The 26,284-nt window shown below is 71.8% G+C and carries 23 protein-coding genes; 5 read left to right on the plus strand and 18 right to left on the minus strand.

The window, feature by feature from the left end:
- Nucleotides 1-47: 47 nt before the first annotated feature.
- The 6 genes from ACLJPY_RS29725 to topA form a co-directional block, all read right to left on the minus strand.
- The gene (locus tag ACLJPY_RS29725) at nucleotides 48-647 is read right to left on the minus strand and encodes a hypothetical protein (protein ID WP_410593384.1); all 600 of its coding nucleotides are present in this window, start codon (nucleotides 645-647) and stop codon (nucleotides 48-50) included.
- A 726-nt stretch (nucleotides 648-1,373) separates the two neighbouring features.
- On the minus strand, nucleotides 1,374-2,165 hold the full coding sequence (locus ACLJPY_RS29730; RefSeq protein WP_410593386.1) for a hypothetical protein: 792 nt from the start codon (nucleotides 2,163-2,165) through the stop codon (nucleotides 1,374-1,376).
- The gene (locus tag ACLJPY_RS29735; protein WP_410593388.1) at nucleotides 2,158-2,358 is read right to left on the minus strand and encodes a hypothetical protein; all 201 of its coding nucleotides are present in this window, start codon (nucleotides 2,356-2,358) and stop codon (nucleotides 2,158-2,160) included. Before ACLJPY_RS29735 ends, ACLJPY_RS29730 begins: the two co-directional genes overlap by 8 nt.
- On the minus strand, nucleotides 2,351-3,142 hold the full coding sequence (locus ACLJPY_RS29740; protein ID WP_410593390.1) for an ESX secretion-associated protein EspG: 792 nt from the start codon (nucleotides 3,140-3,142) through the stop codon (nucleotides 2,351-2,353). Before ACLJPY_RS29740 ends, ACLJPY_RS29735 begins: the two co-directional genes overlap by 8 nt.
- Before the next feature lie 86 nt (nucleotides 3,143-3,228).
- Nucleotides 3,229-3,807: a hypothetical protein gene (locus ACLJPY_RS29745; protein ID WP_410593392.1), complete on the minus strand. Its 579-nt coding sequence runs from the start codon at nucleotides 3,805-3,807 to the stop codon at nucleotides 3,229-3,231.
- 148 nt (nucleotides 3,808-3,955) lie between these two features.
- Complete coding sequence (topA, locus tag ACLJPY_RS29750) at nucleotides 3,956-6,832, minus strand: type I DNA topoisomerase (protein ID WP_410593394.1); 2,877 nt, start codon at nucleotides 6,830-6,832, stop codon at nucleotides 3,956-3,958.
- Between the two features lie 296 nt (nucleotides 6,833-7,128).
- Here topA and ACLJPY_RS29755 point away from each other — a divergent pair, with 296 nt between their 5' ends.
- A complete protein-coding gene (locus tag ACLJPY_RS29755; protein WP_410593396.1) occupies nucleotides 7,129-7,935 on the plus strand; it encodes a serine protease in 807 nt (268 codons plus the stop codon).
- Nucleotides 7,936-7,951: 16 nt separating this feature from the next.
- Here the strand turns inward: ACLJPY_RS29755 and ACLJPY_RS29760 are convergent, their stop codons facing one another.
- From ACLJPY_RS29760 to ACLJPY_RS29770, 3 genes are all read right to left on the minus strand, one after another.
- On the minus strand, nucleotides 7,952-8,602 hold the full coding sequence (locus ACLJPY_RS29760) for a hypothetical protein (RefSeq protein ID WP_410593398.1): 651 nt from the start codon (nucleotides 8,600-8,602) through the stop codon (nucleotides 7,952-7,954).
- 51 nt (nucleotides 8,603-8,653) lie between these two features.
- On the minus strand, nucleotides 8,654-9,244 hold the full coding sequence (locus ACLJPY_RS29765; protein ID WP_410593400.1) for a hypothetical protein: 591 nt from the start codon (nucleotides 9,242-9,244) through the stop codon (nucleotides 8,654-8,656).
- A 146-nt stretch (nucleotides 9,245-9,390) separates the two neighbouring features.
- Nucleotides 9,391-11,691, minus strand: a complete 2,301-nt coding sequence (locus ACLJPY_RS29770) for a sodium-translocating pyrophosphatase (protein WP_410593401.1) — start codon at nucleotides 11,689-11,691, stop codon at nucleotides 9,391-9,393.
- Between the two features lie 274 nt (nucleotides 11,692-11,965).
- Between ACLJPY_RS29770 and ACLJPY_RS29775 the strand changes: the two genes are divergently transcribed.
- Nucleotides 11,966-14,455 carry a DEAD/DEAH box helicase gene (locus tag ACLJPY_RS29775; protein ID WP_410593403.1) on the plus strand — a complete coding sequence of 830 codons (2,490 nt, stop codon included), beginning with the start codon at nucleotides 11,966-11,968 and terminating at the stop codon, nucleotides 14,453-14,455.
- Nucleotides 14,456-14,553: 98 nt separating this feature from the next.
- Here the strand turns inward: ACLJPY_RS29775 and ACLJPY_RS29780 are convergent, their stop codons facing one another.
- The 9 genes from ACLJPY_RS29780 to ssd form a co-directional block, all read right to left on the minus strand.
- Nucleotides 14,554-15,171, minus strand: coding sequence for a bifunctional DNA primase/polymerase (locus ACLJPY_RS29780; protein ID WP_410593405.1), 618 nt, complete (start codon nucleotides 15,169-15,171; stop codon nucleotides 14,554-14,556).
- Nucleotides 15,172-16,039: 868 nt separating this feature from the next.
- Nucleotides 16,040-16,474, minus strand: a complete 435-nt coding sequence (locus ACLJPY_RS29785) for an Rv3654c family TadE-like protein (RefSeq protein WP_410593407.1) — start codon at nucleotides 16,472-16,474, stop codon at nucleotides 16,040-16,042.
- Nucleotides 16,461-16,817: a TadE family type IV pilus minor pilin gene (locus ACLJPY_RS29790; RefSeq protein WP_410593409.1), complete on the minus strand. Its 357-nt coding sequence runs from the start codon at nucleotides 16,815-16,817 to the stop codon at nucleotides 16,461-16,463. Before ACLJPY_RS29790 ends, ACLJPY_RS29785 begins: the two co-directional genes overlap by 14 nt.
- Nucleotides 16,814-16,990 carry a DUF4244 domain-containing protein gene (locus ACLJPY_RS29795; RefSeq protein ID WP_410593411.1) on the minus strand — a complete coding sequence of 59 codons (177 nt, stop codon included), beginning with the start codon at nucleotides 16,988-16,990 and terminating at the stop codon, nucleotides 16,814-16,816. Before ACLJPY_RS29795 ends, ACLJPY_RS29790 begins: the two co-directional genes overlap by 4 nt.
- Before the next feature lie 28 nt (nucleotides 16,991-17,018).
- Nucleotides 17,019-17,735, minus strand: a complete 717-nt coding sequence (locus ACLJPY_RS29800; RefSeq protein ID WP_410593413.1) for a type II secretion system F family protein — start codon at nucleotides 17,733-17,735, stop codon at nucleotides 17,019-17,021.
- Nucleotides 17,732-18,490, minus strand: coding sequence for a type II secretion system F family protein (locus ACLJPY_RS29805; RefSeq protein WP_410593415.1), 759 nt, complete (start codon nucleotides 18,488-18,490; stop codon nucleotides 17,732-17,734). Before ACLJPY_RS29805 ends, ACLJPY_RS29800 begins: the two co-directional genes overlap by 4 nt.
- A gap of 64 nt (nucleotides 18,491-18,554) precedes the next feature.
- A complete protein-coding gene (locus ACLJPY_RS29810) occupies nucleotides 18,555-19,706 on the minus strand; it encodes a TadA family conjugal transfer-associated ATPase (protein ID WP_410593416.1) in 1,152 nt (383 codons plus the stop codon).
- Nucleotides 19,707-19,710: 4 nt separating this feature from the next.
- Nucleotides 19,711-19,974, minus strand: coding sequence for a hypothetical protein (locus tag ACLJPY_RS29815; protein ID WP_410593418.1), 264 nt, complete (start codon nucleotides 19,972-19,974; stop codon nucleotides 19,711-19,713).
- Nucleotides 19,971-21,038, minus strand: a complete 1,068-nt coding sequence (gene ssd / locus ACLJPY_RS29820; protein WP_410593420.1) for a septum site-determining protein Ssd — start codon at nucleotides 21,036-21,038, stop codon at nucleotides 19,971-19,973. The genes ACLJPY_RS29815 and ssd overlap by 4 nt, the downstream gene beginning before the upstream one ends.
- A gap of 593 nt (nucleotides 21,039-21,631) precedes the next feature.
- Here ssd and ACLJPY_RS29825 point away from each other — a divergent pair.
- From ACLJPY_RS29825 to ACLJPY_RS29835, 3 genes are all read left to right on the plus strand, one after another.
- On the plus strand, nucleotides 21,632-22,462 hold the full coding sequence (locus tag ACLJPY_RS29825; protein ID WP_410593422.1) for an HAD family hydrolase: 831 nt from the start codon (nucleotides 21,632-21,634) through the stop codon (nucleotides 22,460-22,462).
- Between the two features lie 796 nt (nucleotides 22,463-23,258).
- Entirely contained in the window at nucleotides 23,259-25,016 is a 1,758-nt protein-coding gene (locus ACLJPY_RS29830) for a glycoside hydrolase family 3 protein (RefSeq protein ID WP_410593550.1), read from the plus strand.
- Complete coding sequence (locus ACLJPY_RS29835; RefSeq protein WP_410593424.1) at nucleotides 25,013-26,269, plus strand: exo-beta-N-acetylmuramidase NamZ domain-containing protein; 1,257 nt, start codon at nucleotides 25,013-25,015, stop codon at nucleotides 26,267-26,269. The genes ACLJPY_RS29830 and ACLJPY_RS29835 overlap by 4 nt, the downstream gene beginning before the upstream one ends.
- Nucleotides 26,270-26,284: the final 15 nt, after the last annotated feature.

The raw sequence follows: 26,284 nt of genomic DNA on the forward strand, positions 1-26,284 counted from the left end.
CGGTACGCCCCCGTGGTGCGGGACCCGCGGTGACCGGCGGCGGGACGCTAGTCGAACAGCCCGGTCACGCTGCTGACGAGGCTGGACACCATCTCGATGGCGACGAAACCGAACACGATCAGCAACGCCACGGCGAGCATGACCCCCGCCGCGCTCGACGACGGCCGGTTGAACGCCGGCATCGACACCGACGGCACCTTCGGCAGCCGCCGCCGCTTGACGGGCACGAATTCGACGTCGTCGGCATCGCCTTCGGCGAGCGGATCCGCCCGCACGGGCCGCATGATCTGCGGCGGCCGGGTCGGCCAGGTGCGTCGCCGGGTCCGCTGACGGGGCAGCAGGCCCAGCGGCTGGCCCGGGTTCAGGGTGCCCGCCGGCGGGACGGCCTCGGGAGGCTTCGCGTTGTCCTCGCGAAGGGTCTCCTCGACCATCCGGCGCACGGCTTCCTCGTCCGGCTTGACCGGCCCGGCCACCGGGATGGCGGCGGGCTCTTGGCCATTCGGAACCGCGCCGCGCGGCTCGGGCGCCGCGGTGACCAGGCCGGAGACCGGGTCCGCGAACATCTCGGCTGGTGCTTCGGACAGAGTGCCGTCGCGCTGAGTGAGCTCGGGGGCATTGAAGAAGGGAGCCTCACCGTTCGCGCTCATGGTGACCACCTCACTACTGAATGTCCTCGCCTTTCCAGGGTAGCGACGCTGGCGGATAACGCATCCGCCCAATGGTTGTGTCTCGATCCGCTGGTCGTCACGGAGCGCAAGCCCGCACCCGAACCCCCTGCAGTGTCCAGTCCGCCGGTGGCCGGGTCGACCGCCGATCGTGACGGATTGTAGTGAGTCCGATCACAGTGGCGGCGGGACGTGGCTGGCCAGTGACTGGCCGTGGGTGGCCAGTTCGGTGGGGTTGGAGCGGGCTCGCGGGGGCCGGCCGCGTCGATCTTGGAGGGGCGCCGAGCCGGGCTGTACGGCGGCGGTGGGGACCTTTGCCGGGTGCGCCGGCTGTGGCCGGACCGCTCAGTCAGGCTGCATGGGAAGCGTCGAGGCCTTTCCCGGCTGCGCCGAATCCGCCCGGACAGCCCAGCCGGACGGGGTTGGCTGCGGCCGGACCGCTCGCAATCGCCGGGCGCTGGCAAGCGCATCCGGACCCCGGCCGGACTGTTCGGTGGGCCGCGCCGCGATTGCCGGGCGCTGGCAAGCGCACCCGCACCCGGCCGCGTTGCTGGTCCGGCGGCGCGGCGAGCTCCCTGCCCCGCGGCTGGACCGACGGCGCGGCGACCTCCCGACCGCGCTGGGCGCTCACCGGGTGGCACTTCCTTCTTCCCTGGCCCCCGCCCCCGCCCCCCGCCCTCCCCTCCCCTTCCCTCCCACACACTCAGCTCAGGGCACCTCCTCCTGCCCGAGGTCGATCATCTTGCGGCACCAGTCGCGGAGCATGCCTCGGCTGAAGGGGCTCAGCACCAGCTGGCGGTGGCCCTCCCCTCGGTCCAAGGCGGCCAGCGCGTAGCGGCCCAGGTCCGTGTCGACCAGGACGAATCCGTGGTCCGGGAACTCCGCGCACAGGCCGCCGAAGGCCAGCATGTCCAGGACCGCCGTTCCCGACCTCGGGCGGGCCAGCAGCTCGCGCATCGCGCCCACGTCGTCGTCCTGGCCGTCGTGGACCAGGCCGTCGTCGTCCACCGAGACCCAGATCGCTCGCGCCGAGGCGCCGAACGGGACCTCCGGCAGCTCGGCCACCAGCATCTCCGGCAGCTCGTCGAAGTCGGCCAGGTGGATCGCCGTGCGGCCGGGCAGGGAGCCCATCATGAACGCCCGCTCGCCGTCGGCGTAGCAGCGGATGTCCGCCACCTCCGGCCCTTCGTCGAACACCCCGCACAGCGCCGCCCGGACCGAACCGCGCAGCATCAGCGAGACCACCTCGAAGCCGATCTCGTTCAGCTCGCCGTCCTCGCCGAACGGGGTGCCGTCGATCCAGGCGGCCCACGCCGTGTGCCGCTCGACCTCGGCCACCAGGTCCGCCGGGTCGTCCGACACCGGGCCGTGGACCAGGATGTCGTGGTCGCTCACGTCCGGGTTGTACAGCCGGTCCACCGGCTCGCGGTCCGGCATCGCCGCCAGCACCGGACCCGCGGCCAGCTCGAGCAGCTCCCTCGCCGCCGTGCGGTCAGCCATGCCGCCGCCTTTCGTCCGGGCCGGACCCGGCCTCCGAGTCATCGGCGGCCGGCTGCCTCTGCTCCGGGACGCCGCTGTTGAGCTCGGCGGCCGCGAGGATCGCCTCCCGCACGGTCAGGTCCTTCGAAGCCGCCGCCACCACCCTGTCCACTCCCTCGCCAGCCGTCTTCCGCACCTCCACGTCTTCACGCATGGCTCTGCACCGCCTCGACGATCCACTGCTCGGCCGTGCTCCGCGACGCCGGACCCCAGGTGACCGTCCAGCGGCCGCTGCGGGCCACCGCGGCGCTGAACTGGTACCGGCCCAGGTCGTTGTCCACCAGCCCGAACGCGCCGTGCGGGTACTCGGCCAAGATCGCGTTGCGCACCGCGAGGTCGACCAGCACCGTGCCCAGCCGCGGCCGGGCCGCGGAGGCCCGGATCAGCTCGACCGCCCGCTCGCACCCCCGGGGGATCAGCCCGCGCTCGTCGGTCTCGATGCGCAGGTGCTCCCCCGGCCCCGGCGGCCGGTCGGGCAGGCCGTCGAACACCCAGCCCGGCAGCTCGCTGAGGAAGCCCGACCGCAGCCGCGCGCGGTTGCCCAGCTTGTGCAGGACCGTCGTGTAGTCCTCGTCGCCGAAGAACCGCACCTCCCACGGCTTGGCCCGGGCCGGGAAGACGCCGGTGACCACGCCGCGGATGAAGCCGCCGCGCAGCGCCCGGTACAGCCCGACGGCTTCCGCGGTGACCTCGCCACCGGGCGCGAGGCCGATCGCGGCCATCCCGGCGACGAACCGCGTGTACTGCTCCACCTCGTCCGCGAGGCTCGACGCCGGCGAGGAGCGACGGCCCGGCAGCGGCTCGGTCGCCGCCAGCACCGGCGGGATCTCGAACTCGGGGTCGTAGAACTCCATCACCGAGGGCCGCTCCGGCACCTCGGCCGACAGCGGGGCGATGACCTCGTCGATGACGTCGAAGACGGCTACTGCGTTGCTCACCCCTTGATTGAACACCCTGGCACCGACAATTTCTCGCACAGGTGTTCGAGCGGGGGACATCGTTCGGCGAGCGGTCGGCAAGCGGCTCAGGCATGCTCCGGCACCCGCCCTTCGACGAACTCCGCGAGCCGCGCCACGGTACCGGGCAGCCACCAGAGCCGGCGGTGGCCGCCCCGCGGTCTGCTCAACGCCGCCAGGTGCCGCCCGCGGTCGTCGTCGACGAACGCCAGCACCTCCCACCGCGACGGCGAGCCGTCGACCGCGATGTCGAACTGGACGGTGCCGCGCCGGGCTCGCCGCAGGTCGTCCACCAGATCGAGGACGAGGCACTCCTGCTCGGACTCCAGCACGCCGCGCTCGTCGGCGTCCAGGTACAGCCCCTCGCCCGGCACCGGCGGCAGCGGCGGCAGGCGCGTCAACGCCAGCCGGAGCAGCTCCGCGACACCGCCCGGCGATGGCCCGGACAGCCTCAGGCCGTCGCCGGCGACCGCGAACCCGGTCCGGTCGTCGTAGAACGCCGAGGTCCACGGCTCGTCGGACATCGCGACGGCCACGCCGCAGACGCCGCCACTGCCGGCGAAGCCGTCCAGCGACTCCATCAGGTCCGCCGCGGTGGGACTGCCGGTGGCCGCGGCCCGGACCGGCTTCAGGATCTTGGTGGTCACCGTGTGCACGGTGCGTGGTTTTGTGGTCACGCGTCCATGGAACCCGGCACCACCGACAATTTCCCGAACATGCGTTCGAGGTGTCACCTGAAGGTGTGACGCCGAAGGCCTCCCCGCCGGTCGGCGGGGAGGCCTTCGAAACGAGGACTTACTTGGCCTTCGTCGCCGTCGAGCTCGAGCGCTTGGCCGTGGTCGACTTCGCGGCCGCGGCCTTCTTCGTCGTGCCCGCCTTGACCGTCTTGGCCGTCGTCGACGCCGGCTTGCGCGCCGGCGCCTTCCGCTTCGGCGCCGGCCCCTTGGCCCGCTTCTCGGCCAGCAGCTCGGACGCGCGCTCCGCGGTCAGCGACTCGATCTCGTCGCCCTTCCGCAAGGTCGCGTTGTACTCGCCGTCGGTCACGTACGGGCCGAACCGGCCGTCCTTGACCACCATCGGCTTCTTCGACACCGGGTCCTCGCCGAGCTCCTTGAGCGGCGGCTTCGCCGTCGCGGACCGGCCACGCTGCTTCGGCTCCGCGTAGATCTTCAGCGCTTCTTCGAGGGTGATCGAGAAGAGCTGGTCCTCGGTCGAGAGCGAACGCGAGTCCGTGCCCTTCTTCAGGTACGGCCCGTAACGCCCGTTCTGCGCGGTGATCTCGTCGCCGGACTCCGGGTCCTTGCCGACCACGCGCGGCAGCGAAAGCAGCTTCAGCGCGTCGTCGAGCGTGATGGTCTCGATGTCCATCGACTTGAACAGCGAGCCCGTACGCGGCTTCGGCGCCTTCGCCTTCGCGGCCTTCTTCTGCGCGGCCGTGGCGTCTTCGGGGATCTCGATCTCCGGCAGCACCTCGGTCACGTACGGCCCGAAGCGGCCTTCCTTCGCGACGATCTCGTGCCCGCTCACCGGGTCGGTGCCCAGCGTGCGGCCCTCCTGCGGGGTCGCGAACAGCTTCTCCGCGATCTCCTGCGTGAGCTCGTCCGGCGGCAGGTCCTCCGGCAGGTTCGCGCGCTGCGACGTCCCGTCGACCTCGCGCTCGAGGTACGGCCCGTAGCGGCCGACGCGGACCACGACGGTGTGCCCGTTCTCGTCGCTGAACAGCGGGATCGAGTTGATCTCCCGCGCGTCGATGTCCTCGACGCTGCCCTCGACCAGCTTCTTCAGCCCGCCCAGGCGGCCGATCGAGCCGTCGACGCCCATGTCGCCGCCGAAGTAGAACTTCGACAGCCACTGGGCGCGCTGCTCGTCACCGGCCGCGATGCGGTCGAGCTCGTCCTCCATGCCGGCGGTGAAGTCGTAGTCGACCAGCCGCTCGAAGTGGCGTTCCATCAGGCCGATCACGGCGAACGCGACCCACGACGGAACGAGCGCGGAGCCCTTCTTCCAGACGTACCCGCGGTCCTGGATCGTCTTGATGATCGACGCGTACGTCGACGGGCGGCCGATGCCCAGCTCTTCCAGCTTGCTGACCAGGCTCGGCTCGGAGTACCGGGCCGGCGGCGACGTCGTGTGCCCGTCCGGGCTCAGCTCGGTCGCGGTCAGCGCCTGGTCCTTCTCCAGCACCGGCAGGCGGCTCTGCTTGTCGTCGGCCTCGCCGCCGGTCTCGGTGTCGACCGCCTCGACGTACGCCTTCAGGAAGCCCGCGAAGGTGATCGTGCGGCCCGAAGCGGCGAAGGTGCACTCCTCGCCCGAGGTCGCGTTGCCGACGATCCGCACGGACATCGTGGTGCCCTTGGCGTCCGCCATCTGCGACGCGATCGTGCGCTGCCAGATCATCTCGTAGAGGCGGAACTCGTCGGTGTCCAGTTCGCCCGCGACCTGGCCCGGCGTGCGGAAGACCTCGCCCGACGGCCGGATCGCCTCGTGGGCCTCCTGCGCGTTCTTCACCTTGCGCGTGTACTGGCGCGGCGTCGGCGAGACGTACTCCTTGCCGTACAGCTGCGTGGCCTGGCTGCGCGCGGCCGAGATCGCCGACTCCGACAGCGTCGTGGAGTCGGTACGCATGTAAGTGATGTAGCCGTTTTCGTACAGCTTCTGCGCGATCCGCATGGTGCGCTCCGAGGTGAACCGCATCTTGCGGCCCGCCTCCTGCTGCAGCGTCGAGGTCATGAAGGGCGCGTACGGCTTGCGCGTGTACGGCTTCTCTTCGACGCTCGCGACCTTGAAGTCACGCTGCTTCAGCGCTTCGGCCAGGCGCCGCGCGTCGGCTTCGGCGAGCACGCGGACCTCGTTGTTCGACGCCTTGAGCTGCCCGTCCGAGCCGAAGTCGCGGCCGGTGGCCAGGCGCGCGCCGTCCACGGCGACCATGCGGGCCGAGAAGTTGCGCGGCGAGGCTTCCTCGCCGGCGTCCATCGTCGCGGAAACGTCCCAGTAGGACGCCGAGGTGAAGCGCATCCGCTCGCGTTCGCGCTCGACCACGATCCGGGTCGCCACCGACTGCACGCGGCCCGCCGAAAGCTTCGGCATGACCTTCTTCCACAGCACCGGCGAGACCTCGTAGCCGTAGAGGCGGTCGAGGATGCGGCGGGTTTCCTGCGCGTCGACGAGGTCGGCGTCCAGCTCACGGGTCGAGTCGGCGGCCGCGCGGATGGCCTGCTCGGTGACCTCGTGGAAGACCATCCGGCGGACCGGGACCTTCGGCTTCAGCGTCTCGAGCAGGTGCCACGCGATGGCCTCGCCCTCGCGGTCGGGGTCCGTGGCGAGGTAGAGCTCGTCGACGTCCTTCAGCAGGCCCTTCAGCTCGGTGACCTTGGACTTCTTGTCCGGGGTGACCACGTAGAGGGCCTTGAAGCCGTTGTCGACGTCGACGCCGAGCCGCGCCCAGGCCTCGCCCTTGTACTGGGCGGGCACGTCGGCGGCACCACGCGGCAGGTCGCGGATGTGCCCGACGGAGGATTCGACGACGTAACCGCCGCCCAGGTAGGGCGCGATCTTGCGGGCCTTCGTCGGCGACTCGACGATGACGAGCCGCCGGTGCCCGGCGCCGTTGCCCGCCGCGGCTCCGTTCTTCTTGGTCCGTGCTCCTGCCACGCTGTCCTGCTCTCCGCTCATCTCGTCCCGCCGCCGCGGGACTGCACCACGTCCCTGCCAGGGCCCGTGTCTCGACCTGCCAGTGTGCACGCTGTTCCCGGCCGGACGGCGTGGAGGTGGCCCAACACGCCGCCGGTCCTGTGCCCAGCGCATCGCCGCTGACCTCGACGATGTTTCCCCAACGTACCTGCCACGTGATTTCCGCCACGTCTTCCGCAGCCTAGCGCGTGACCGTCCGGATACCCTCCGTTCGACGGTGGTGGGCGCCGGGACGTCACCGCTTCACTGGTTTCCCCGCCCAGCCGAAAGGATCCGCCATGACCCGACGCCTGCTCGGCGCCCTCTTCACCGCCGCGACCGCCACAGTATTACTGGGCACCACCCCGGCGAGTGCGGCCGCGGCGAACTTCGCCGGCACGGTGGCGCTGTCCAACTGCTCGGGGTCGGTCGTCAAGCCCGCCGCGACGCCCGACACCGCGCCCGCGCTCGTCATGTCCAACGGCCACTGCCTCGAGACCGGCTTCCCCGGCCCGGGCGAGGTGATCACCAACCGCGCCTCCAGCCGGACGTTCACGCTGCTCACCGCCAGCGGCAGCAACAAGGCCACGCTGCGGGCCAAGAAGATCGTCTACGGCACGATGACCGACACCGACGTCTCGCTCTACCAGCTCACCACCACCTACGCGCAGATCAAAGCCAGTTACGGGATCTCGCCGCTGGAACTTTCGAACGCCCACCCGACGGCCGGCGCGGCGATTGACGTCGTCTCGGGTTACTGGAAGCGGATCTACTCCTGCAACATCGACGGGTTCGTTTACCGGCTGAAAGAGGGCAGCTGGACCTGGAAGGACTCGATCCGCTACACCTCCGCCTGCCAGACCATCGGCGGGACGTCGGGCTCGCCGATCATCTCCGGCGGCAAGGTCGTCGGCGTGAACAACACCGGCAACGAGGACGGCGAACGCTGCACGGAGAACAACCCGTGCGAGGTCGACCAGGCCGGCAACGTCACCGTGCACTACAAGACGAACTACGGCGAGGAGACCTACGGCATTCCCGCCTGCCTCACCTCGGCCAACGAAATCGCGCTCACGCAGGCCGGCTGCACCCTGCCCCGGCCCTGACCGCCCTCGCACCCGGTCAGGCCGTGCTCGTCACGGCCTCCGGGTGCGGGACCGGTTGCGGTGTCGCGCCCGGCCACGCCGCCTCGGCGCCGGGCGGCGGCTCCCCGATCAGCTCCAGCAGCGCCTCCAACCGGCGTTTTCCGGTGACCTTGACGGCCGGTACCTCGGCTTTCGGACCCGTCAGCTTCGCCGCGACGCCCAACGGCGTCAGCGCTTCAACTAGCCGCTCGTGCATGCCGGGGGCGAGCGGGTCGACGCCCAGCAGGTAGCCCTGCGTGCCGGGGCGGCCACCGGCCAGCGCCCACATCCGCAGCATCGCGCCGCTCAGCCGGAAGCCGTCCGGCACCGCCTTGCCCGAGTCGTCCTCGGCCGGCCCCACGCAGCCCTCACGCAGCCACCGCACCGCGAGCGGCAGCAGGTCGACCCGGAACGACGTGCGCACCTGCGGACGGCCGCATTCGGCCTTCGAGACCTGCGCGTCCGCGCCGCGACAGCGGAACTCGCCGGCCAGGACGTGGGCCCGCCACGGCTCCTCGACGACCACCGACAGCCGGGCGGCCGTGCGCCCGAAACCGGTGATCTGGCCGTGGCAGCACAACAGGCCGGCCAGGTCGCCCAGACCCGGCCCGCTGGCCTCCGCGGAGAAGAGCGAGATCGTCCGATCCACCGCGCCATACTAGAACACAAGTTCGATTCGCGGCAGGTCCCGCGCGGATCTTCAGCCGGCAGGCTGATCCAGCCGTCGGCAGGACGGCGCGCGCTGTTGCGCCGCCGCCAGGGCCGGCACGTCCTTGAGGCCCTTGAGGTAGTCGAGCGCGTCGATGCGGTCGAGCGTCGCCCTGGCCTGGCCGAGGGCGTCCTTCGTCGCCGCTGCGTTCCCGCGGGCCGCCCCGATGCGCCGTCGCGCGTTCTCGGCCTCCGCGCGGATGCCGGCGAACTGGGCGATGACGTCCTTGCGGCCGCCGTCCGCCGACACCACCGGCGGCGCCCCGAGCGCCTTCAGGCCGGCCAGGCTCTCGTCGAGCCCGTCGACGACCGACGACAGGAGGTCACTGGACGTCCGGGACGCGTTCTGCGGGGTGCTCGGGTCGACGGCAGGCAACTCCGCGAGCGCGCGGACCAGGTGCGTCACCGCGTCGCAGTAGCCGCCCGCCCACGTCGCGGCGGGATCGGCTTGGGGAACCACGGTCGTCACGGGGAAGCTCTGGTCCCGCGGCGGCGACTGCACCGGGGAAGGCTGCCCGCACCCGGCGAGACCGATGGCGATCGTCGTGGTCAGGGCGGCGAAGACGGTCGACCGCTGCCGCACCCGCGCACCTCCTGCCCGACGACGTCCCGGCTGCCCAGACGGTACCGACTCGGTGCTGCTTCGCAAGTCGCGCGGCCTTTCTGGGACGGCAAGCCCCGGGCCCGGCACGCGTCGTTGCGCACCGGGCCCGGGGTCGACCGTGGAACTCAGGCCTTGATCTCGGCCGGGGTGTCGGAGATGACGGTGCCCCGCCGCTTCGACACCACGATCGCCGCCACGATCACCGCGACCGCGACGAGCGAGATGATGATGCGGAGGGCGGCGTTCTCGTCGGGGCCGATCGAGAACTGCACGACGGCCGGCGCGATCAGCACGGAGACCAGGTTCATCACCTTGATCAGCGGGTTGATCGCCGGGCCCGCGGTGTCCTTGAACGGGTCACCGACGGTGTCACCGATGATGGTGGCCTCGTGCGAGGGCGAGCCCTTGCCACCGTGGTTGCCGTCCTCGACCAGCTTCTTCGCGTTGTCCCACGCGCCACCGGAGTTGGCGAGGAAGATCGCCATCAGGGTGCCGCAGGCGATCGCGCCGGCCAGGTAGCCGGCGAGCGCGCCGGTGCCGAGGCCGAAACCGACCGCGATCGGGGCGAAGACCGCCAGCAGACCCGGCGTCGTCAGCTCACGCAGCGAGTCGCGCGTGACGATGTCGACGACCTTGCCGTACTCGGGGCGGGTGGTGCCCTCCATGATCCCCGGGATGTCGCGGAACTGGCGGCGGACCTCGAAGACGACCGCACCGGCGGCGCGGGAGACCGCGTTCACCGCGAGGCCGGAGAAGAGGAACACCACGGCCGCACCGATGATCACGCCGACGAGCGTGTTCGGGCTGACGATCTCGTTGACGAACGACTTCGCCGCGTCGAGACCGGTGACCACGCCGGTGCCCATGCCGGACAGCGTCTTCGTGATCGCGTCCGAATAGGAACCGAACAGCGCCGTCGCCGCGAGGACCGCGGTGGCGATCGCGATGCCCTTGGTGATCGCCTTGGTGGTGTTGCCGACCGCGTCGAGCTCGGTGAGGATCTGCGTGGCCTTCTCGTCGACGTCACCGGACATCTCGGCGATGCCCTGCGCGTTGTCCGAAACCGGGCCGAAGGTGTCCATCGCGACGATGACGCCGACCGTGGTGAGCAGGCCGGTGCCGGCCAGCGCCACGGCGAACAGCGCGATGCCGCCGCCCAGCAGGTAGGCGCCGAACACGGCGGCGGCGATCACGAGGGCGGTGTACACAGCGGACTCGAAACCGACCGAGATGCCGGACAGGATGACCGTCGCCGGGCCGGTTTCCGAGGTGCGGCCGACGTCCTTGACCGGCTTGTACTCGGTGCCGGTGTAGTACCCGGTCAGCTTCAGGATGATCGCCGCGAGCACGATGCCGATGATCACCGCGACGGTCGCGATGACCGCCGGGTTGCCGGTGGTCTGGGCGAAGTCCGCGCCGAAGTCGGAGAAGCTGCTCGGCAGGTACACGAACGCCGCGATCGCCGACAGCACCGCGGAAATCACCGCGGAGATGTAGAAGGAGCGGTTGATCGTGACCAGACCGCCTTCGCCCGCCCGCGCCTTGGTGATGTAGACCCCGATGACGGCGGTGACCACGCCGATGGCCGGCACGATCAGCGGGAAGATCAGGCCGTGCACGCCGAAGGCGGTGCTGCCCAGGATCAGCGCGGCGACCAGCATGACGGCGTAGGACTCGAAGAGGTCCGCGGCCATGCCGGCGCAGTCACCGACGTTGTCGCCCACGTTGTCCGCGATCGTCGCGGCGTTGCGGGGGTCGTCCTCCGGGATGCCCTGCTCGACCTTGCCGACCAGGTCCGCGCCGACGTCGGCGGCCTTGGTGAAGATACCGCCGCCGACACGCATGAACATCGCGATCAGGGCGGCGCCGAAGCCGAAGCCCTCCAGCACCTTGGGCGCCTGGCCGGTGTAGACCAGCACGACGACCGCGGCACCGAACAGGCCGAGGCCGACGGTGATCATGCCGACCACGCCACCGGTGCGGAACGCGACGCGCATCGCCTTCTCGCGGCCGCCTTCCTCACGCGACGCGGCCGCGACGCGCAGGTTCGCCTGCGTCGCCAGCCACATGCCGAGGTAGCCGATCGCGAACGAGAAACCCGCACCGACCAGGAAGAAGATCGAGCGGCCGATCTTCTCGTTCCAGTCGTCCGCGGGAAGGATGAAGAGCAGGAGGAACACGATCACGCCGAAGATGGCGAGGGTGTTCCGCTGCCGCTTGAGGTACGCGGCCGCGCCTTCCTGCACCGCCTTGGCGATGTCCTGCATCTTGGCGGTGCCCTGGCCTGCGGCCAGCACCTCCTTGAGCAGGACGTAGCCGATGACGAGTGCGGCAAGCGCGACCACGGCGACTACACCGACAATCGTGTAGCCACCTCCGGAGAGGGCGATTTTTTCGCCGCCCTCCGCGAGGAACTGCCGTGACATTCGTCCTCCATGAGACGTCGCCGATCGCCAGCGTCGACGGCAAGCCGAGGTTCGACACGGCCGGCGCTGGCATGGACCCTGTACCGAGCGACACGCTAGCCGGGCAGCAATGCACGTCTCACATGACGCTCACCACAGAGGGTGTGGATTGCGGGAGTGTATTGGTATCGCAACCAGCGTCTTCACGCCGTCCCGGTGACGGTACATTCCGTTACCTTGTGAGCCTCCTCACTTGATCGATCCCCCTGCCGCCGATCCGTTGGCGCAGCTGGGGATGCCCGGAACTGTCGGACCCCTGTGCCAAGCTCGGCAGGTGGACGAATCACGTGGGCAGCGGCTGCTGAGGCGGGTGACCGCCGGCACCCCGTCGCGCGAGCACCCGGTCACGCACGTCGCGGACCTGCCGGGCCGCGCCGCGCGCTACGCGGAGTGGCCGTCGTGGGTGGATCCGGCGGTCGTCGCTGCGCTGCGTGACTGCGGCGTCTCGGCGCCTTGGGCGCACCAGGCGGAGGCGGCGGCGCACGCGTACGAGGGCCGGCACGTCGTGGTTTCGACGGGGACGGCGTCGGGCAAGTCGCTCGCCTACCAGCTGCCGGTGCTGTCCCGGCTCGCGGCGGGCGAGAAGGCGAACGCGCTGTACCTGTCGCCGACCAAGGCGCTGGGGGCCGACCAGCTGCGATCGGTGTCCTCTTTGGACGTGCCGGGGGTGCGGGCGGCGTCGTTCGACGGGGACACGCCGATGGCGGAGCGCGACTGGGTGCGCGCGCACGCCAACTGGGTGTTCACCAACCCCGACATGCTGCACCGCGGGATCCTCTCGGCGCACGGCCGGTGGGCGACGTTCTTCCGGCGGCTCAGCTGCGTGGTCGTCGACGAGTGCCACAGCTATCGCGGCGTCTTCGGCTCGCACGTCGCTCTGCTGCTTCGCCGGCTTCGGCGGGTTGCCGAGCACTACGGCGCTTCGCCGGTCTTCGTGCTCGCATCCGCGACGACGGCTTCGCCGGCTTCGTTCGCTTCGCGGCTGACGGGGGTGCCGTGCGTCGCCGTGACAGAGGACGCCTCGCCGCGCGGGGCCCGGACGGTCGCGCTGTGGGAGCCGCCGCTGCTGGAGGAGCTGACCGGGGAGAACGGCGCGCCGGTCCGGCGATCGGCGGGTGCGGAGACGTCGCGGATCCTCGCCGACCTGGTCCTGGAGGGGGCGCGGTCGCTGGCGTTCATCCGGTCGCGGCGGGGTGCGGAACTGGCGGCGCTGGGCGCTCGGCGCATTCTGTCCGAAGTGGACCCGATGCTGGCGGAAACCGTTGCAGCGTACCGGTCCGGCTACCTGCCGGAGGAGCGTCGCGCACTGGAGGCGGCGCTGCTGTCGGGGCGGTTGCTGGGCGTCGCGACGACGAACGCGCTGGAGCTCGGCGTCGACATCGCGGGCTTGGACGCGGTGGTGCTGGCCGGCTACCCGGGCACGCTCGCATCGTTCTGGCAGCAGGCCGGCCGGGCGGGCCGCTCCGGCGACTCGGCGCTGGTGGTGTTCGTCGCGCGAGACGATCCGCTCGACACCTACCTGGTGCACCACCCGGCGGCGCTGCTGTCGCGCCCGGTCGAGACGGCGGTGCTCGATCCGGCGAATCCGTACGTGCTGGCGCCGCAGCTCGCGTGCGCCGTGGCCGAGCTGCCGTTGACGCTGCCCGAGCTGGAGGTGTTCGGCGGTGCGGCGGCCCAGGAAGTGCTGGCCGAGCTGGCGGAGCAGAAGCTGGTGCGGCGCCGGTCGAGCGGCTGGTACTGGACTTCGCGGGACCGGCCGCACGCCGAGGTCGGCATTCGCGGCACCGGCGGGGAGCAGATCGCGGTGGTCGAATCGGACTCCGGCCGGATGCTCGGGACGGTCGATCCGGGCTCGGCCTGCTTCGCCGTGCACCCGGGCGCGGTGTACCTGCACCAGGGCGCGTCGTACGTCGTCGATGAGCTGGACCTGGAAACCGGGCTGGCGCTGGTGCACGCGGAGAACCCGGACTGGACGACGACACCGCGCGAAATCGTCGACATCTCGGTGCTGAGCACCCAGGAGAAGCAGGACTACGGCGGGGTGAGCGTCTGCCTCGGCGAGGTGGCCGTGACGTCGCAGGTGGTCGGCTACCTGCGGCGGCGGCCGTCCGGGGAGGTGCTGGACCACACGCCGCTCGACCTACCGGAGCAGAGTTTGCGCACGCGTGCGGTCTGGTACACGGTGTCCGCGGAACTGCTCGGGAACTCCACAGCCGATGGCGAGGCGGGGACCGGGGGCCATCGGGTGGGGACCGAATCTGCGGGGCCGGTGGGGACCGGGGAGGAACCCCTGGCGAACGGTCGGGGGCCCGTTCACGAGGGTGGCAGGGCACCGGGGGGTGCCGGATTGGTTCCGGCACGGGTCCCCGGTGCCCTGCATGCCGCCGAGCACGCGGCGATCGGCCTGCTACCGCTGTTCGCTACGTGCGACCGGTGGGACATCGGCGGGGTGAGTACCGCGTGGCACGAAGACACCGGGGAGGCGACGGTGTTCGTGCATGACGGGCATCCCGGGGGTGCGGGATTTGCCGAACGCGGTTATGCCGCGATTGTCCCGTGGCTGGCCGCAACGCGGGAGGCGATCGTCTCCTGCGAGTGCCCGACGGGGTGCCCGTCCTGCGTTCAGTCGCCGAAGTGCGGGAACGGCAACGAACCGCTGGACAAGGCGGGGGCGGTGGCCGTGCTGGGCACCGTGCTCGGGGCGTTGCGTCGACACGGTGCCTAGAACGGCCACTTGGTGGTCCATGGAGTTGTGTCCTGCGCCGCCTCGGCCGGGCTGGGACCGGCCTTCGGGGTGGTCGTTCGGTGGTTCAGACCGCTGGGTCAGGCCGCGCTGGTCTGGACCAGCTGCGGGGCTGCGGCACCGGCCAGCGCGCGGACGAGGACGTCGTGCACCTCGGCGGCGTCCGGCAGCTGCCAGCCGCAGACCTCGGGCTTGACGCGCCAGTGCACGACACCGTGCTGGAACGGCGACGGCGGCAGCGGGATGTAGCTGTCCTTGCCGTGCCACTGGATGGCGGCGCGGGTGGCCAGTTCGGCCGGGATGCTGTCGGCGACGGTGGTGAGGAAGAGCCAGCGGCCGTTCGGCAGCGCGATGATGGGCGCGGGGTGGCCGATGGCGCGGAGGAGGCGGCAGGCGCGCTTGCCGAGTTCGTCGTCGACCTCGACGGCGTCGAGCACGGTGCCGGTGGCGACGAGCAGGCTGTGGGTGCGGTCGGAGAACCAGGTGGCGACCTCGTGAGCGTGGGTGCCGAGCTGCTCGCGCCAGGCGTCACTGGCCGGAACCGGACGGCGCCAGGTGAGGTCGTCGCCGTCGGTGAGCGGAGCGGGGTTGACGCCCGGGAGCACCGGCCAGCCGCGCCAGGCGAGACCGATCGCCTCCGCCCGCAGTTCGATGCGGAAGGCACCGCGCCAGCTGTCCGGCCAATTCGCGTCCAACATTGTGTTTCCTGCCTTCAAGTTCCGGTTCTCAGCGACCCGCTAAACCCGGTCGTGGTGTCGCACATCTCACTTAACGGCAAGTTGCACATTGCCCGGAACCCCCGCGCGACAACCGGTGGTTACGAGGCGATGAACGCCCAGTGATCCATACGGCCCGACCGAATCCCGCGGCACGGCTGGACGGTGAACGGCAACCGCACAGGGACCGTTCGTCGCGGGAAACCCCAGGATCCGCGGGGTCCCGGACGCTGGTTCGGCGGCGTTGACGCATCGCTTCGGCGCAGGTGGACGGCCCCTTCGACCGCTCACCGTGCATCAACGACCGCTGCCCGTGACAATCGGCCGCTCATCGCCCGGGCCCGGCGATGAGCCGGTCAACGCGCCATACCGACCGGTCGGCGTCCGCTGGGCGGTGGTGTCGCATAAGTGCGACACCACCCGCCGGGTGGGTGACGGCCAGCTTGGCGGGTGCCGGCGGGAGGCCGCGCTCCGCCGCCGGAGCCAACTTGATGGCAGGCCGCGCCTCAGCCGTGCGGCCCCGACCGGACTGGGCATGGCACCGAGGCCGCCGGTCGCGGAGCTCCCTGCGGCTCGGGATGGTTCACCGTGGGCTCAGAGCCCTACCGCCGGGAGGAGCCGATCCCCACAGCCATCGCTGGACGGAATGGTTCACCCGCGGACGCGGAGCCACCGGTGGGTGCCGAGCCGGGTCACCGCGGGTGCCGAGCGAGGCCACCCGCGGATGCGGCACGAAGCGACCCGTGAGTGCCGAGCCGGGTCACCGCGGGTGCCGAGCGAGGCCACCCGTGGATGCGGCACGAAGCGGCCCGTGGGTGCCGAGCGGGGCCGTCGTGGGTGCGGCGCGGGGTCACCCGTGGGTGCGGTGCGGGCTGGTGGGCGTGTCGCCGAGGCCTCCCCGCTGTGCGGGCGCCGGGAGCGCTGGGGCGCTCGCTGGGCCGGCGCGGGCGTGGGCGGATGGGTTCGGCAGGCCTGCGAAGGCTGGGCCTCGCGCTTCCACCTCCACCAGCGCGTCGAGTCCTTGCCATCGGCACGTTCGGAGCGTCACTGCCATTCGTTCGGCCACCCATCTCGCGCGTTCGCATGCCCGGGCCTGGCCTTCGCTCGCGTGGGAAGCCGCGGCCAACGCACCCAGGTCTGCTGCCGACTCCACTCGGTGGCGAGCCGTCAGTGTTGCTCCCAGCCACAACGCGAGCGTTGCCACTCCGGTCAGGGCCGCCACCGCCATTGCCGTCCAGATCGTGGCCGCTCCGGTGTCTTCGGCTTGCCCGTCAGCCCGGGGCATCCGTCACCTCCGTGCCCGGCTCGGCCACCGCGTAGGCCGTGGCGTCGAGGTGGATCGCCGGGAGCAGGTTGGCCGCTGGGTGGGCCGTTACCTTTGCCGTGATCTCGTCGCCGGTTCGTTCGAAGGCCAGCCTCGCGTCCGGGGGGCCTATCTTCCGGACCGCGGCCGCTGCCTCTCCGGGCTGGCCCCTCGCCAGCAGCCGCGCTGCCTCGCGGGCCGCGTCGGTGCAACGGAGCTGGCTCGTCATGGCCATGAGGCCCGCGACCAGCAGGACCGTCACCACCGTCAAGCCGGCCAAGCCGAGCGCGGCCTCGACCGTTACCGAACCTTCGTCGCGTCTCATGACGGGACCGACAGGGCCTTCATGACCAGGTTCGTCAGCCACGAGACGACCGAGTCCCCGGTCAGCAAGGAGTAGAGGACGGCAGCGAAGGCCGCGACGGCGACCGTGACGATGGCGTACTCGACCGTCGTGGAACCTTCGTCCGAGCGGGGCCGTCGGCGGAACGCGCGCATGGGGTTTCCCTTCCATAGGAGTTCTGGGTCAGAAGAGCGGGCCGAGCCGTCCCGCGAGGCCGAGGACGACCGGCAGCACGCCGAGGCAGAAGAAGGCGGGCAGGAAGCACAGCCCGACCGGTAGGGCGAGCGCTACCCCGGCCCGTTCCGCGCGTTCCTCGGCTTCGGTGGCCAGCTCGTCGCGGAAGCGGCCGGCGAGGTCGGCCGCCGCCGTGGCGAACGCTGCGCCCGAGCGGGACGTGCGGATCGCCGCGGCCGCCAGCTCCCCGAGGCCCGGGACGGCTTGTACCGGCGCCCAGGCCTCGTCCGGCCGGGAGCCGAGAGCGAGCAGCCTGGCCGTCGAGCTCAGCGCCGGCCTCGCGGCCGCGGGCGCCGTGCCGGCCACCGCCTCCAGGGCCGAGGAAACCGGCAGTCCGGCGCGCAGGCAGGCGGCGAGGAGGTCGAGCGTTCCCGCCAGCCGCAGTTTGGCCGCGATGTCCACGGCCGCCGGTCGCGGACGGCGGGCACGGCGGATCGCCCACCACCCGGTCGTGGTCACGGTCGCGCCCGCCACCGCCCCGGCGCCCCCGCCGACCAGCACTGCCACCGAGACGCCACCGACCGCCGTCGCGATGTACGGCATTGCGCGGTGCACCCTGCGGACGGGCTGCGGGTCGCCGAAAAGCCAGTCGAAACGCCGGGCGATGGCTTCGTCCGGCCAGCTCAGCGCTGCCCCGGCGAAGAGCAGGACCGCGATGGCGCTCACCGGATCCGCACCCGTCCGCTCAGCGTCCGGCACCAGGCCGTGCCCGCCCAGAGCAGAACGGACCCGGCGACGAGCAGCACTTGGCCGGGTGAGCTGCCGGTCAGCACCGGCAGTGGAGCCGCGCCCATGGCCTGGCCGAGCAGCACGCACAGCGCCGGGAGCCCGGTGAGCACCGCCGCGCTCGCCCGTGGCCCGGCCAGCTTGGCGCGCATCCGGCGGCCGAACGTCAGACCGGCCTCGGCGTCACGACGGGCCGAGTCGAGGACGTCGGCCATCGGGAGGCCGTGCCGCTTGCCCAGCGTCCAGGCCGCGGCCAGCTGCGGCAGAGCCGGTGCACGCAACTCGGTGTCGAGCCGGGCCGCCGTCGCCAGGGCGCGAAGCTCGCCCGCGACCGCCGGGACCACCTCCGCGGCGGCCTCCGCCGCCGTGACCGGGTGGGCACCGGACCGGAGCTCGGCCACCATCGTCCGCAACGCGGTCGCGGTGTGCGCGGCCAGCGCGAGGTCCGCGGTGGCCCGGCGGTGGGCTCGCCACTCCTGGCGCCACGCCAACGTCAGCGCGACGGCGGCGAGCGCGCCACCTGCTCCCGCGAGCAAGCCGGCCAGAGCCGCCGGGAGGAGCCAGCGGAGGACGCGCCACGCCTCGGGGATCCGGACGGTGGGCGGTGGCTCGATCGCCAGCTGGAGCCGGTTCGGCGCGGCGGGCCAGCACGCCAGCGCCGCTCCGGCGCAGAGCAAGGACCACGGGGTGATCACGGGCGCCTCCTTCGGACGCGCGGGAAAGCGTTCAGCAGCAACGAAATCCGCACCAGCAAGAGGCTCAGCACGCGATCGCCCCCAACGTCGCGAAGAGGTGGCGATCGACCGTCCACCGGCCCGCGCGCCACACCGGCACGACCCGGGCCCGGCCGTGTTCGGCGCGGAGTACGCCGACTTCGGCGAGCCGACGGCGGCCGCCTGGCTCGCGCCGCATGTGCAGCACGACGCGGATCGCGGCGACGAGCTGGCTGTGCACGGCTTCACGGCCGAGGCCGCCGAGCGCGGCCAGTGCCTCGATGCGGGCGGGCACTTCGGCCGGGGAGTTGGCGTGCACGGTGCAGGCGCCACCGTCGTGACCGGTGTTCAGCGCCGTCAGCAGCGCACCTACCTCGGCGCCGCGGACCTCGCCGACCACCAGCCGGTCGGGACGCATGCGCAGCGCCTGGCGCACGAGCTCGGGCAGGCCGACCGCACCGGCACCCTCCACATTGGGCGGACGGGCGACGAGGCCGACGAACTGCGGGTGCGCGGGCTGCAGCTCGCCGGCGTCCTCGACGCAGACGATCCGCTCGCCCGGGTCGACCGCGCCGAGCAGGGCGGCGAGGAGCGTGGTCTTGCCCGCGCCCGTGCCGCCGGTGACGAGGAACGCCATCCGCCTCGAGACGACGGTGCGGAGGAGCTTCGCGCCGGCTTCGTCGAACGCGCCGAGCTCCCCGAGGGTGGCGAGGTCGTGCGTCGCCGGCCGGAGGACGCGAAGGGACAGGCAGGTGCCGCCGGCCGCGATCGGCGGGAGGACCGCGTGCACGCGGATGCGGCCATGAGGACCGGCGCCGGGGAGCCAGCCGTCGACGTAGGGCTGCGCGTCGTCGAGACGCCGTCCGGCCGCGAGAGCGAGGCGCTGGGCCAGGCGGCGGACGGACTCTTCGCCGGTGAAGTGGATGCCGGTGCGGACGAGGCCTTGCGGGCCGTCCGTCCAGACTTCGTGCGGGCCGGTGACCAGCACGTCGGTGGTGGCCGGGTCCTCGAGCAGCGGCGCCAGCGGGCCGGCGCCGACGAACTCGTCGCGGGCTTGGCGGGCCGCGTCGAGGACGGCCTCGTGCCCGAGGACGCCGCCTGCTTCGGCACGGACAGCGGTCGCGACGGCGACCGGATCGGCCTGACGGCGGTCGCCGGCGAGACGGTTGCGGACGCGGTCCACGAAGTCGGTGCTCATCGGTTCACCTGCCTTTCTCGACGTCGGCGAGGCCGGTGACGCGGGTGCCCGAGGACGGCCAGGATTTCGGAGGCGGTCCCGAGGGAACGCCGGTGCCCTGCTGCGCAAGGCGGGTTCCGGGTGCCGTCGGCTGAGGCGGGAGCAATATCGAGAAGCTCGCCGCGGTGGCCGGGCCGCGGCTCAGGAGGGTCAGCACCGTCGGCAGCAGGAGCTCGGCCACTCTGGTCGGGGCGCTCGTGGGGCGGAGGTCGCCGGCCGCGGGCGTCATCGGGCGACCGCCTGGGCTTCGCGGCGGGCGATCGCCAGGATGTCGGTCGCCGCCTTGGCCAACGGCCCCTTGCGCTTCACCGGGAACTCGCCGCGCTCCAGCGCGGCCCACAAGCCGCGCTCCGGGGGCATCGTGGCCATCAGGGGCGGGCCCAGGAGCGCGGCCGTGCGGACGGCCGGGTCCTTCGAGTGTCCACAAGTGACCACGCCGATGCGGGCCGTCAGCTTCGACAGCCGGCTCAGCACCTTCTTCGCCGCCAGGCACGCCCGGATCTCCAGCGGCACCACCAGCAGCACCAGGTCCGCCCGCAGCACCACCTCTTCGGCCGCCTCGCCGAGGGTGCGCGGGAGGTCGCACACCACCGTGCGGCCCGAGCGGCGACCGGCCGACAGGATCGCCGACAGCGACTCGGCCGCCGGGCCTTCGCCTTCGGACGCGCACGTCAGCACCGGCAGGCTGCCACCGCGGTGCCTTCGCTGCGGCAGGGACGCGGCCAGTGACGACACCGACGCACGCCCGCTCAGCCGTACGTCCGGCCAACGTGCTCCCGGCGTCTTTTCCAAGCTGAGCAACACATCCAGGCCACCGCTGAGCGGATCGCAGTCCACCAGCAGCGCGCCACCCGGGTCGCAGTCGGCCGTCAGCGCCAGCGTCGCCGCGAACACCGACGCGCCCGCACCGCCCCGGCCGCCGACCACGCCGAGCACCAGACCCGGTTGCTCCGCCGGTGTCTCGACGACGTCGGCGAACGCGCCGGCGAGCGCGGTCTCTTCCTCCGGCAACGAGATCACGCGTTCGACGCCGACGCGGAACGCGTGCTCCCACGTCTCCGGGCCCGGACTGCCCTTGCAGACCAGGAGGATCCCGCCGCGCCGCGGCAGTGCGGGTGGCAGCCGCGCGGCTTCTTCGTCGAGGACCACCAGCGGCGCGCGGGCCCAGTGCCCGCCCGCCGCGACCAGGTCCGGGGCCCGGTCGAGTTCGCAGCCCGCGACCGCGGCCACGCGCAGTACCTCGTCGAGCACGGTTTCGTCCGCGGCGATCACCAGCGGTCGTTGCCCCGTCATGCGTTCCTCCCCCGTCGTCGGTGCGGGCCGTGGGTGGCCCGGCTTCCACCGTCGCGGGCGGGGGCGGTGCGGCACAACGGGGCGGGAGGCCGGCTGTGGACAACCGGGGTGTTGTGGACAACTGCCGCGCACGGACCGGCTCGCGGGCCGGTTCCGTCGGTGGGGTGTGGCAGGATCCCGGCCCGCCCGCGACGCATCTGCGGCGGGAAATGGGCGCGGATATCCGCACCACGGGATTCCGGAAATCGGCGAAGGTAAGCGGAAGGTAAGAACGCCGGCGCGTAAGCGGAATGCGGCGGGCACAAAAGCCGGAAAAGGCAAACGGGAGGTAAGAGGGCGGCCCCCGCCAGGGGGGAGGGACGGGGGCCGCCGTGGGTTCAGCCCCGGGGGGTCGGACTGAACCGGCCCGGTTGGACACCGGGCTTCATCACTGTAACTCCGCCCGGCGCCGGTTCGCGCACCGGATGACGCACACAGTTCGATAACGGCACAGCGCGCCCGAAGTGCCTGCCTGTCATGGATTTTCCGCCCGGCGCGACGCGCGCGTGGTGGATCAACGGGACGCGCCTCGATCAAGCTCCTATCCTGGGCGGGTGGCCGAACCGAGCAGTGCGCCGTCGCGCATCCGGAAGCCGGGCCCGGAGCACGCGGTGGCCGCGTTCTTCGACCTGGACAAGACGATCATCGCTTCGTCGAGCGCGCTGGCGTTCAGCAAGCCGCTCTTGAAAGAAGGATTGATCAACCGTCGCGCGGCGTTGCGAAGTGCCTACGCGCAGCTGGTGTTCTCACTCGCGGGTGCGGACGAGAACAAAACGGAGCGGCTGCGCGCCGAAGTTTCCGCGTTGTGCGCCGGCTGGGACGTCGCCCAGGTGTCCGCGATCGTCCGCGAGACCCTGCACGACGTCGTCGACCCGCTCGTGTACGCCGAGGCGGCCGAGCTGATCGCCCGCCACCGCGAGGACGGCCACGACGTGATCGTGCTGTCCGCGACCGGCGAAGAGGTCGTCGCGCCGGTGGCGGAGATGCTCGGCGCGACCCGCAGCGTCGCCACGCGGATGCAGATCGTCGACGGCCGCTACTCCGGCGAAGTCGACTTCTACTGCTACGGCGCGAACAAGGCCGTCGCGGCGAAGCAGCTCGCCGCCACCCACGGCTACGACCTCGCCGAGTGCTTCGCGTACACGGATTCGAGCACCGACATCCCGCTGCTCGAGGTCGTCGGGCACCCGCACGCGGTCAACCCGGACAAGCTCCTGCGGCGCGAGGCCCTCGACCGCGGCTGGCCGATCCTGGCCTTCGACCGGCCGATGTCGCTGCGCACCCGGCTCCCGACGCGGTCGGCCGGGATGGTCGCGCTCGGCGTCGGCGCGGTGGCCGCCGGGGCGACCTGGTACGGCCTCAACCGTCGCCGTCGGTCCCGGTAGCGGTCAGCCGCCACCCACACGGCCGTACGGCCCCGGCTTTGCTTGGCCCAGCCCCGAATTGTCCGTCGCGCAGGGTGCCGGTGTCACCCGATCCAGCCTCTGTACCGGTGCACCCGTCCGCGCACTTGAAGTGACCCGGCTCACGGCGTAGAAAGTAGGTGCGGACGTTCGGTCGGCCAGGGAACAGGTAGAAGAGAAGCCTGTTCCACCCCGGCAAACCTCCGTGCGCGGACTCCGGGTACCCACGCGCAGCGCGCCGCGGGAGGCTCGTCGTCTAGGGACTGCGTAGTGGGACGCCACACGCCGAGTCCATGTAGGTACGACCAGAGTTGCACGCTTGGTCGCCCGAGAAGTTCGCGCTTGCAGGCGGCGCCCGTGGCTACGGCCACGGGCGCCGCCTCGTCCATGTGGGGGGTACGTCGGGCCTCACGCGTGATTGCAGGGGCATCACGTGTGATTGGCGGGGCATCTCGCGTGATCAGAGGGGCATCTCGCGTGCGCGGGAGCGGATCTCGCATGATTGGGGGAGGGACTCGCGTGATTGGGGACGGGAGTCGGTCTCGGCCGTTCGGACCTGGGGGTCGCTTGCGAACGGGGTCTTTACCTACCGATCCGGGTACGACTGGGCCGTTCGCGCGGTCGGTCGATGGACAGCGCCGGATTCGGTGAGTAGCTTCCCGATACTGGCGCCTCTGAGTGGACTTCTGACGTCCGGCCGGCGCCCGCTACTTCTGGGAGGCTGGTCGTGACGACCCGAAATCGGAGGTTCCATGCGCTCGCCCTGCCCGTCGCGGGGATGCTCGCCCTCACCGGTGTGGGTGTCGCGACCGCGGCGAGCGCACCGCGAGTGAGCGCGGACGCGCAAGCGGAAGCCGCGGCGACGCAGGCGCTGCGGGGGCTGACGCTCGAGCAGAAGGTCGGGCAGCTGTTCGTCACCTGGGTGAACGGCAAGACCGCCGACGAGGTCAACCCGAAGAACCAGAGCGACTTCGGCGTCGACACCCCGGCCCAGGTCATCGAGAAGTACCACCTCGGCGGGGTCATCTACTTCAACAACGACACGCGCGACAACTTCGACGACCCGGTGCAGGTCGCGAAGCTGTCCAACGGCCTCCAGCGAGCCGCCGTCACGAGCGGGGCGCACATCCCGCTGCAGATCGCCGCCGACCAGGAGGGCGGCACGGTCACGCGGATGGGCGCGCCGGCCACCGAGTTCCCGAACGCCATGGCCATCTCCGCAGGCCGGGACACCGCCCGCGCGACGCAGGCCGCGACCATCCTCGGCCGCGAACTGCGGGCCGTCGGCATCAACCAGGACTTCGCGCCCGATTCGGACGTCAACTCCAACCCCGTCAACCCGGTCATCGGCGTGCGGTCCTTCTCCGGCCAACCCGGGCTGGCCAGCGACTTCGTCCGGGCCGAGGTCCGGGGCTACCAGGACTCCGGCTTCCCGACGAAGACCGTGGCGGCCACGGCCAAGCACTTCCCCGGGCACGGCGCCGCGCCGACCGACAGCCACACCGGGCTGCCGCGGATCGACAGCACCGAGGCGCAGTGGCGGGCCACCGACGTGCCGCCGTTCAAGGCCGCCATCGCGGCCGGCGTCGACTCGATCATGAGCGCGCACATCCAGTTCCCGAGCCTCGACCCGTCGCTCGAACCCGCGACGCTGTCGAAGCCGATCATCACCGACCGCCTGCGCCACGAGCTCGGCTACAACGGCGTCGTGATCACCGACTCGCTGGAGATGGAGGGCGTGCGCAAGCTGCACAGCGACGCCGAAATCCCGGTGCTCGCGCTCAAGGCGGGCGTCGACCAGCTGCTCATGCCGGTGCACCTCGACGTCGCCATCAACTCGGTCCTCGCCGCCGTGAAGTCGGGTGACATCCCGATGCGGCGGATCGACCAGAGCGTGTTGCGCGTGCTGAAGCTGAAGTTCGAACGCGGCATCCTCTTCTCGCCGTTCGCCGCCCCGGACCGGGTCATGCAGACCGTCGGCACCCCGTCGAGCCTGAAGACCGCGCAGGACATCGCCGACCGCGGCATCACCGCCGTCGCGAACGACGCCGGGCTCCTGCCCCTGAAGCAGCAGCCCGCGACGACGCTCGTCACCGGCTGGGGCGTCTCCACGACGGCGACCCTCGCGCAGAAGCTGACCGCCCACGGCACCGCCGCGACGGCCTACCAGACCGGCCAGACGCCGACCGACGCCCAGATCGCGCAGGCCGTCGCCAAGGCGCAGAGCGCCGACCTCGTCGTCGTGCTGACGAACAACATCGCCACCTACCCCCTGCAGACGAAGCTGCTGAACGCGCTGCAGGCCACCGGGAAGCCGGTCGTCGCGGTCGCCGCGCAGATCCCGTACGACGCGGGTTACCCGAGCGCCGTGCCGACCTGGCTCGCGACCTACGGCTACATCGGGCCGACCCTGGAGGCGCTGGCCAAGGTGATCCTCGGCGAGACGAAGCCGGTCGGGAAGCTGCCGGTCGACATCCCGGCGGGCGCGGACGTGCAGACCGTGAAGTACCCGTTCGGCCACGGGCTGACCTGGTGAACCTCAACCGGCGCCACTTCCTCGGCGCGAGCGCGCTCGCCGTCCCGGCGCTGGCGGGCGGCTCCGCCGTCGCCGGGGCCCAGCCGGAGCAGGCCGAAAGCCACGGCCGCGTGCTCACCGGCGCGGAGCAGCTGGCCGCGCAGGGCTGGCGACCACTGAAAGGCCGCAAGCTGGGCGTGCTGTCCAACCCGACCGGCGTCCTGCGGAACGGCGACCACATCGTCGACTCGATGGTGGCCGCCGGGGTGAAACCGGTGGCGGCCTTCGGGCCCGAGCACGGCTTCCGCGGCAGCGCGCAGGCCGGCGGTTCCGAAGGCGACTACACCGACCCCCGCACCGGCATACCGGTCTACGACGCGTACGGCGTCGACGCGACGAAGCTCGCTTCGCTGTTCACCAAGGCCGGCGTCGACACGGTCGTCTTCGACATCGCCGACGTCGGCGCGCGCTTCTACACCTACATCTGGTCGCTCTACACCGCGATGGTGGCCACCGCGAAGACGCACGCTGCCCTCGTCGTGCTCGACCGGCCCAACCCGCTCGGCGGCCGGGCGGCCGGGCCGGTGCTCGACCCGAAGTTCGCCTCCGGGATCGGGCGGCAGCCGATCGCCCAGCAGCACGGCATGACCGTCGGCGAGCTCGCCCGCTTCTTCGCCGGGGAGTTCTTGCCGGGCGAAGGAGTGCAGCTCGACGTCGTCCAGGTCCGCGGCTGGCAACGCGACACGCTCTTCGCGCGGACCGGGCTCAACTGGGTGCTGCCGAGCCCGAACATGCCGACGCCGGACACCGCGCTCGTCTACCCGGGCACCGGGATGTTCGAGGGCACGGTGTTCTCCGAGGGCCGGGGCACGACCCGGCCGTTCGAGATCATCGGCGCGCCGGGGCTCGACTGGCGCTGGCGGGAGAAGCTCGAAGACGAGCAGTTGCCCGGAGCGAAGTTCCGCGAGACCTACTTCGTCCCCACCTTCAGCAAGTTCGTCAACCAGACGTGCGGAGGCGTGCAGGTGAGCGTCGACGACCCGCGGGCCTTCGACGCGATCCGGACCGCGGTCGCCATGCTCGTCACGGCGAAGGCCCTGCACCCGGACGTGTTCGCCTGGCGGCCCGACAACTACATCGACAAGCTGTCCGGGTCCGACCGGCTCCGGACCATGGTCGACGCCGGCGCGGGCGTCGACGAGGTCACCGGCGCCTGGCGGACCGAGCTGGCCGAGTTCGACCGCAGACGTCGCCACTACCTGCTCTACCGCTGAGGGGGAACTCGTGCG

Source organism: Amycolatopsis sp. lyj-23 (assembly GCF_046549135.1).
In the GTDB taxonomy this organism is placed as follows: Bacteria; Actinomycetota; Actinomycetes; order Mycobacteriales; family Pseudonocardiaceae; genus Amycolatopsis.

Excerpts from the sequence above, each read along its gene's own strand:
- ACLJPY_RS29785 (WP_410593407.1), bottom strand. The coding sequence starts at position 16,474 with ATGCCCCGGGCTGACGGGCAAGCCGAAGACACCGGAGCGGCCACGATC.
- ACLJPY_RS29795 (WP_410593411.1), bottom strand. The coding sequence starts at position 16,990 with ATGCGCGCGTTCCGCCGACGGCCCCGCTCGGACGAAGGTTCCACGACG.
- ACLJPY_RS29830 (WP_410593550.1), top strand. The coding sequence starts at position 23,259 with ATGCTCGCCCTCACCGGTGTGGGTGTCGCGACCGCGGCGAGCGCACCG.
- ACLJPY_RS29725 (WP_410593384.1), bottom strand. The coding sequence starts at position 647 with ATGAGCGCGAACGGTGAGGCTCCCTTCTTCAATGCCCCCGAGCTCACT.
- ACLJPY_RS29810 (WP_410593416.1), bottom strand. The coding sequence starts at position 19,706 with ATGAGCACCGACTTCGTGGACCGCGTCCGCAACCGTCTCGCCGGCGAC.
- ACLJPY_RS29755 (WP_410593396.1), top strand. The coding sequence starts at position 7,129 with ATGACCCGACGCCTGCTCGGCGCCCTCTTCACCGCCGCGACCGCCACA.
- ACLJPY_RS29775 (WP_410593403.1), top strand. The coding sequence starts at position 11,966 with ATGCCCGGAACTGTCGGACCCCTGTGCCAAGCTCGGCAGGTGGACGAA.
- ssd (WP_410593420.1), bottom strand. The coding sequence starts at position 21,038 with ATGACGGGGCAACGACCGCTGGTGATCGCCGCGGACGAAACCGTGCTC.
- ACLJPY_RS29790 (WP_410593409.1), bottom strand. The coding sequence starts at position 16,817 with ATGAGACGCGACGAAGGTTCGGTAACGGTCGAGGCCGCGCTCGGCTTG.
- topA (WP_410593394.1), bottom strand. The coding sequence starts at position 6,832 with ATGAGCGGAGAGCAGGACAGCGTGGCAGGAGCACGGACCAAGAAGAAC.
- ACLJPY_RS29735 (WP_410593388.1), bottom strand. The coding sequence starts at position 2,358 with ATGCGTGAAGACGTGGAGGTGCGGAAGACGGCTGGCGAGGGAGTGGAC.
- ACLJPY_RS29770 (WP_410593401.1), bottom strand. The coding sequence starts at position 11,691 with ATGTCACGGCAGTTCCTCGCGGAGGGCGGCGAAAAAATCGCCCTCTCC.
- ACLJPY_RS29780 (WP_410593405.1), bottom strand. The coding sequence starts at position 15,171 with ATGTTGGACGCGAATTGGCCGGACAGCTGGCGCGGTGCCTTCCGCATC.
- ACLJPY_RS29815 (WP_410593418.1), bottom strand. The coding sequence starts at position 19,974 with ATGACGCCCGCGGCCGGCGACCTCCGCCCCACGAGCGCCCCGACCAGA.
- ACLJPY_RS29730 (WP_410593386.1), bottom strand. The coding sequence starts at position 2,165 with ATGGCTGACCGCACGGCGGCGAGGGAGCTGCTCGAGCTGGCCGCGGGT.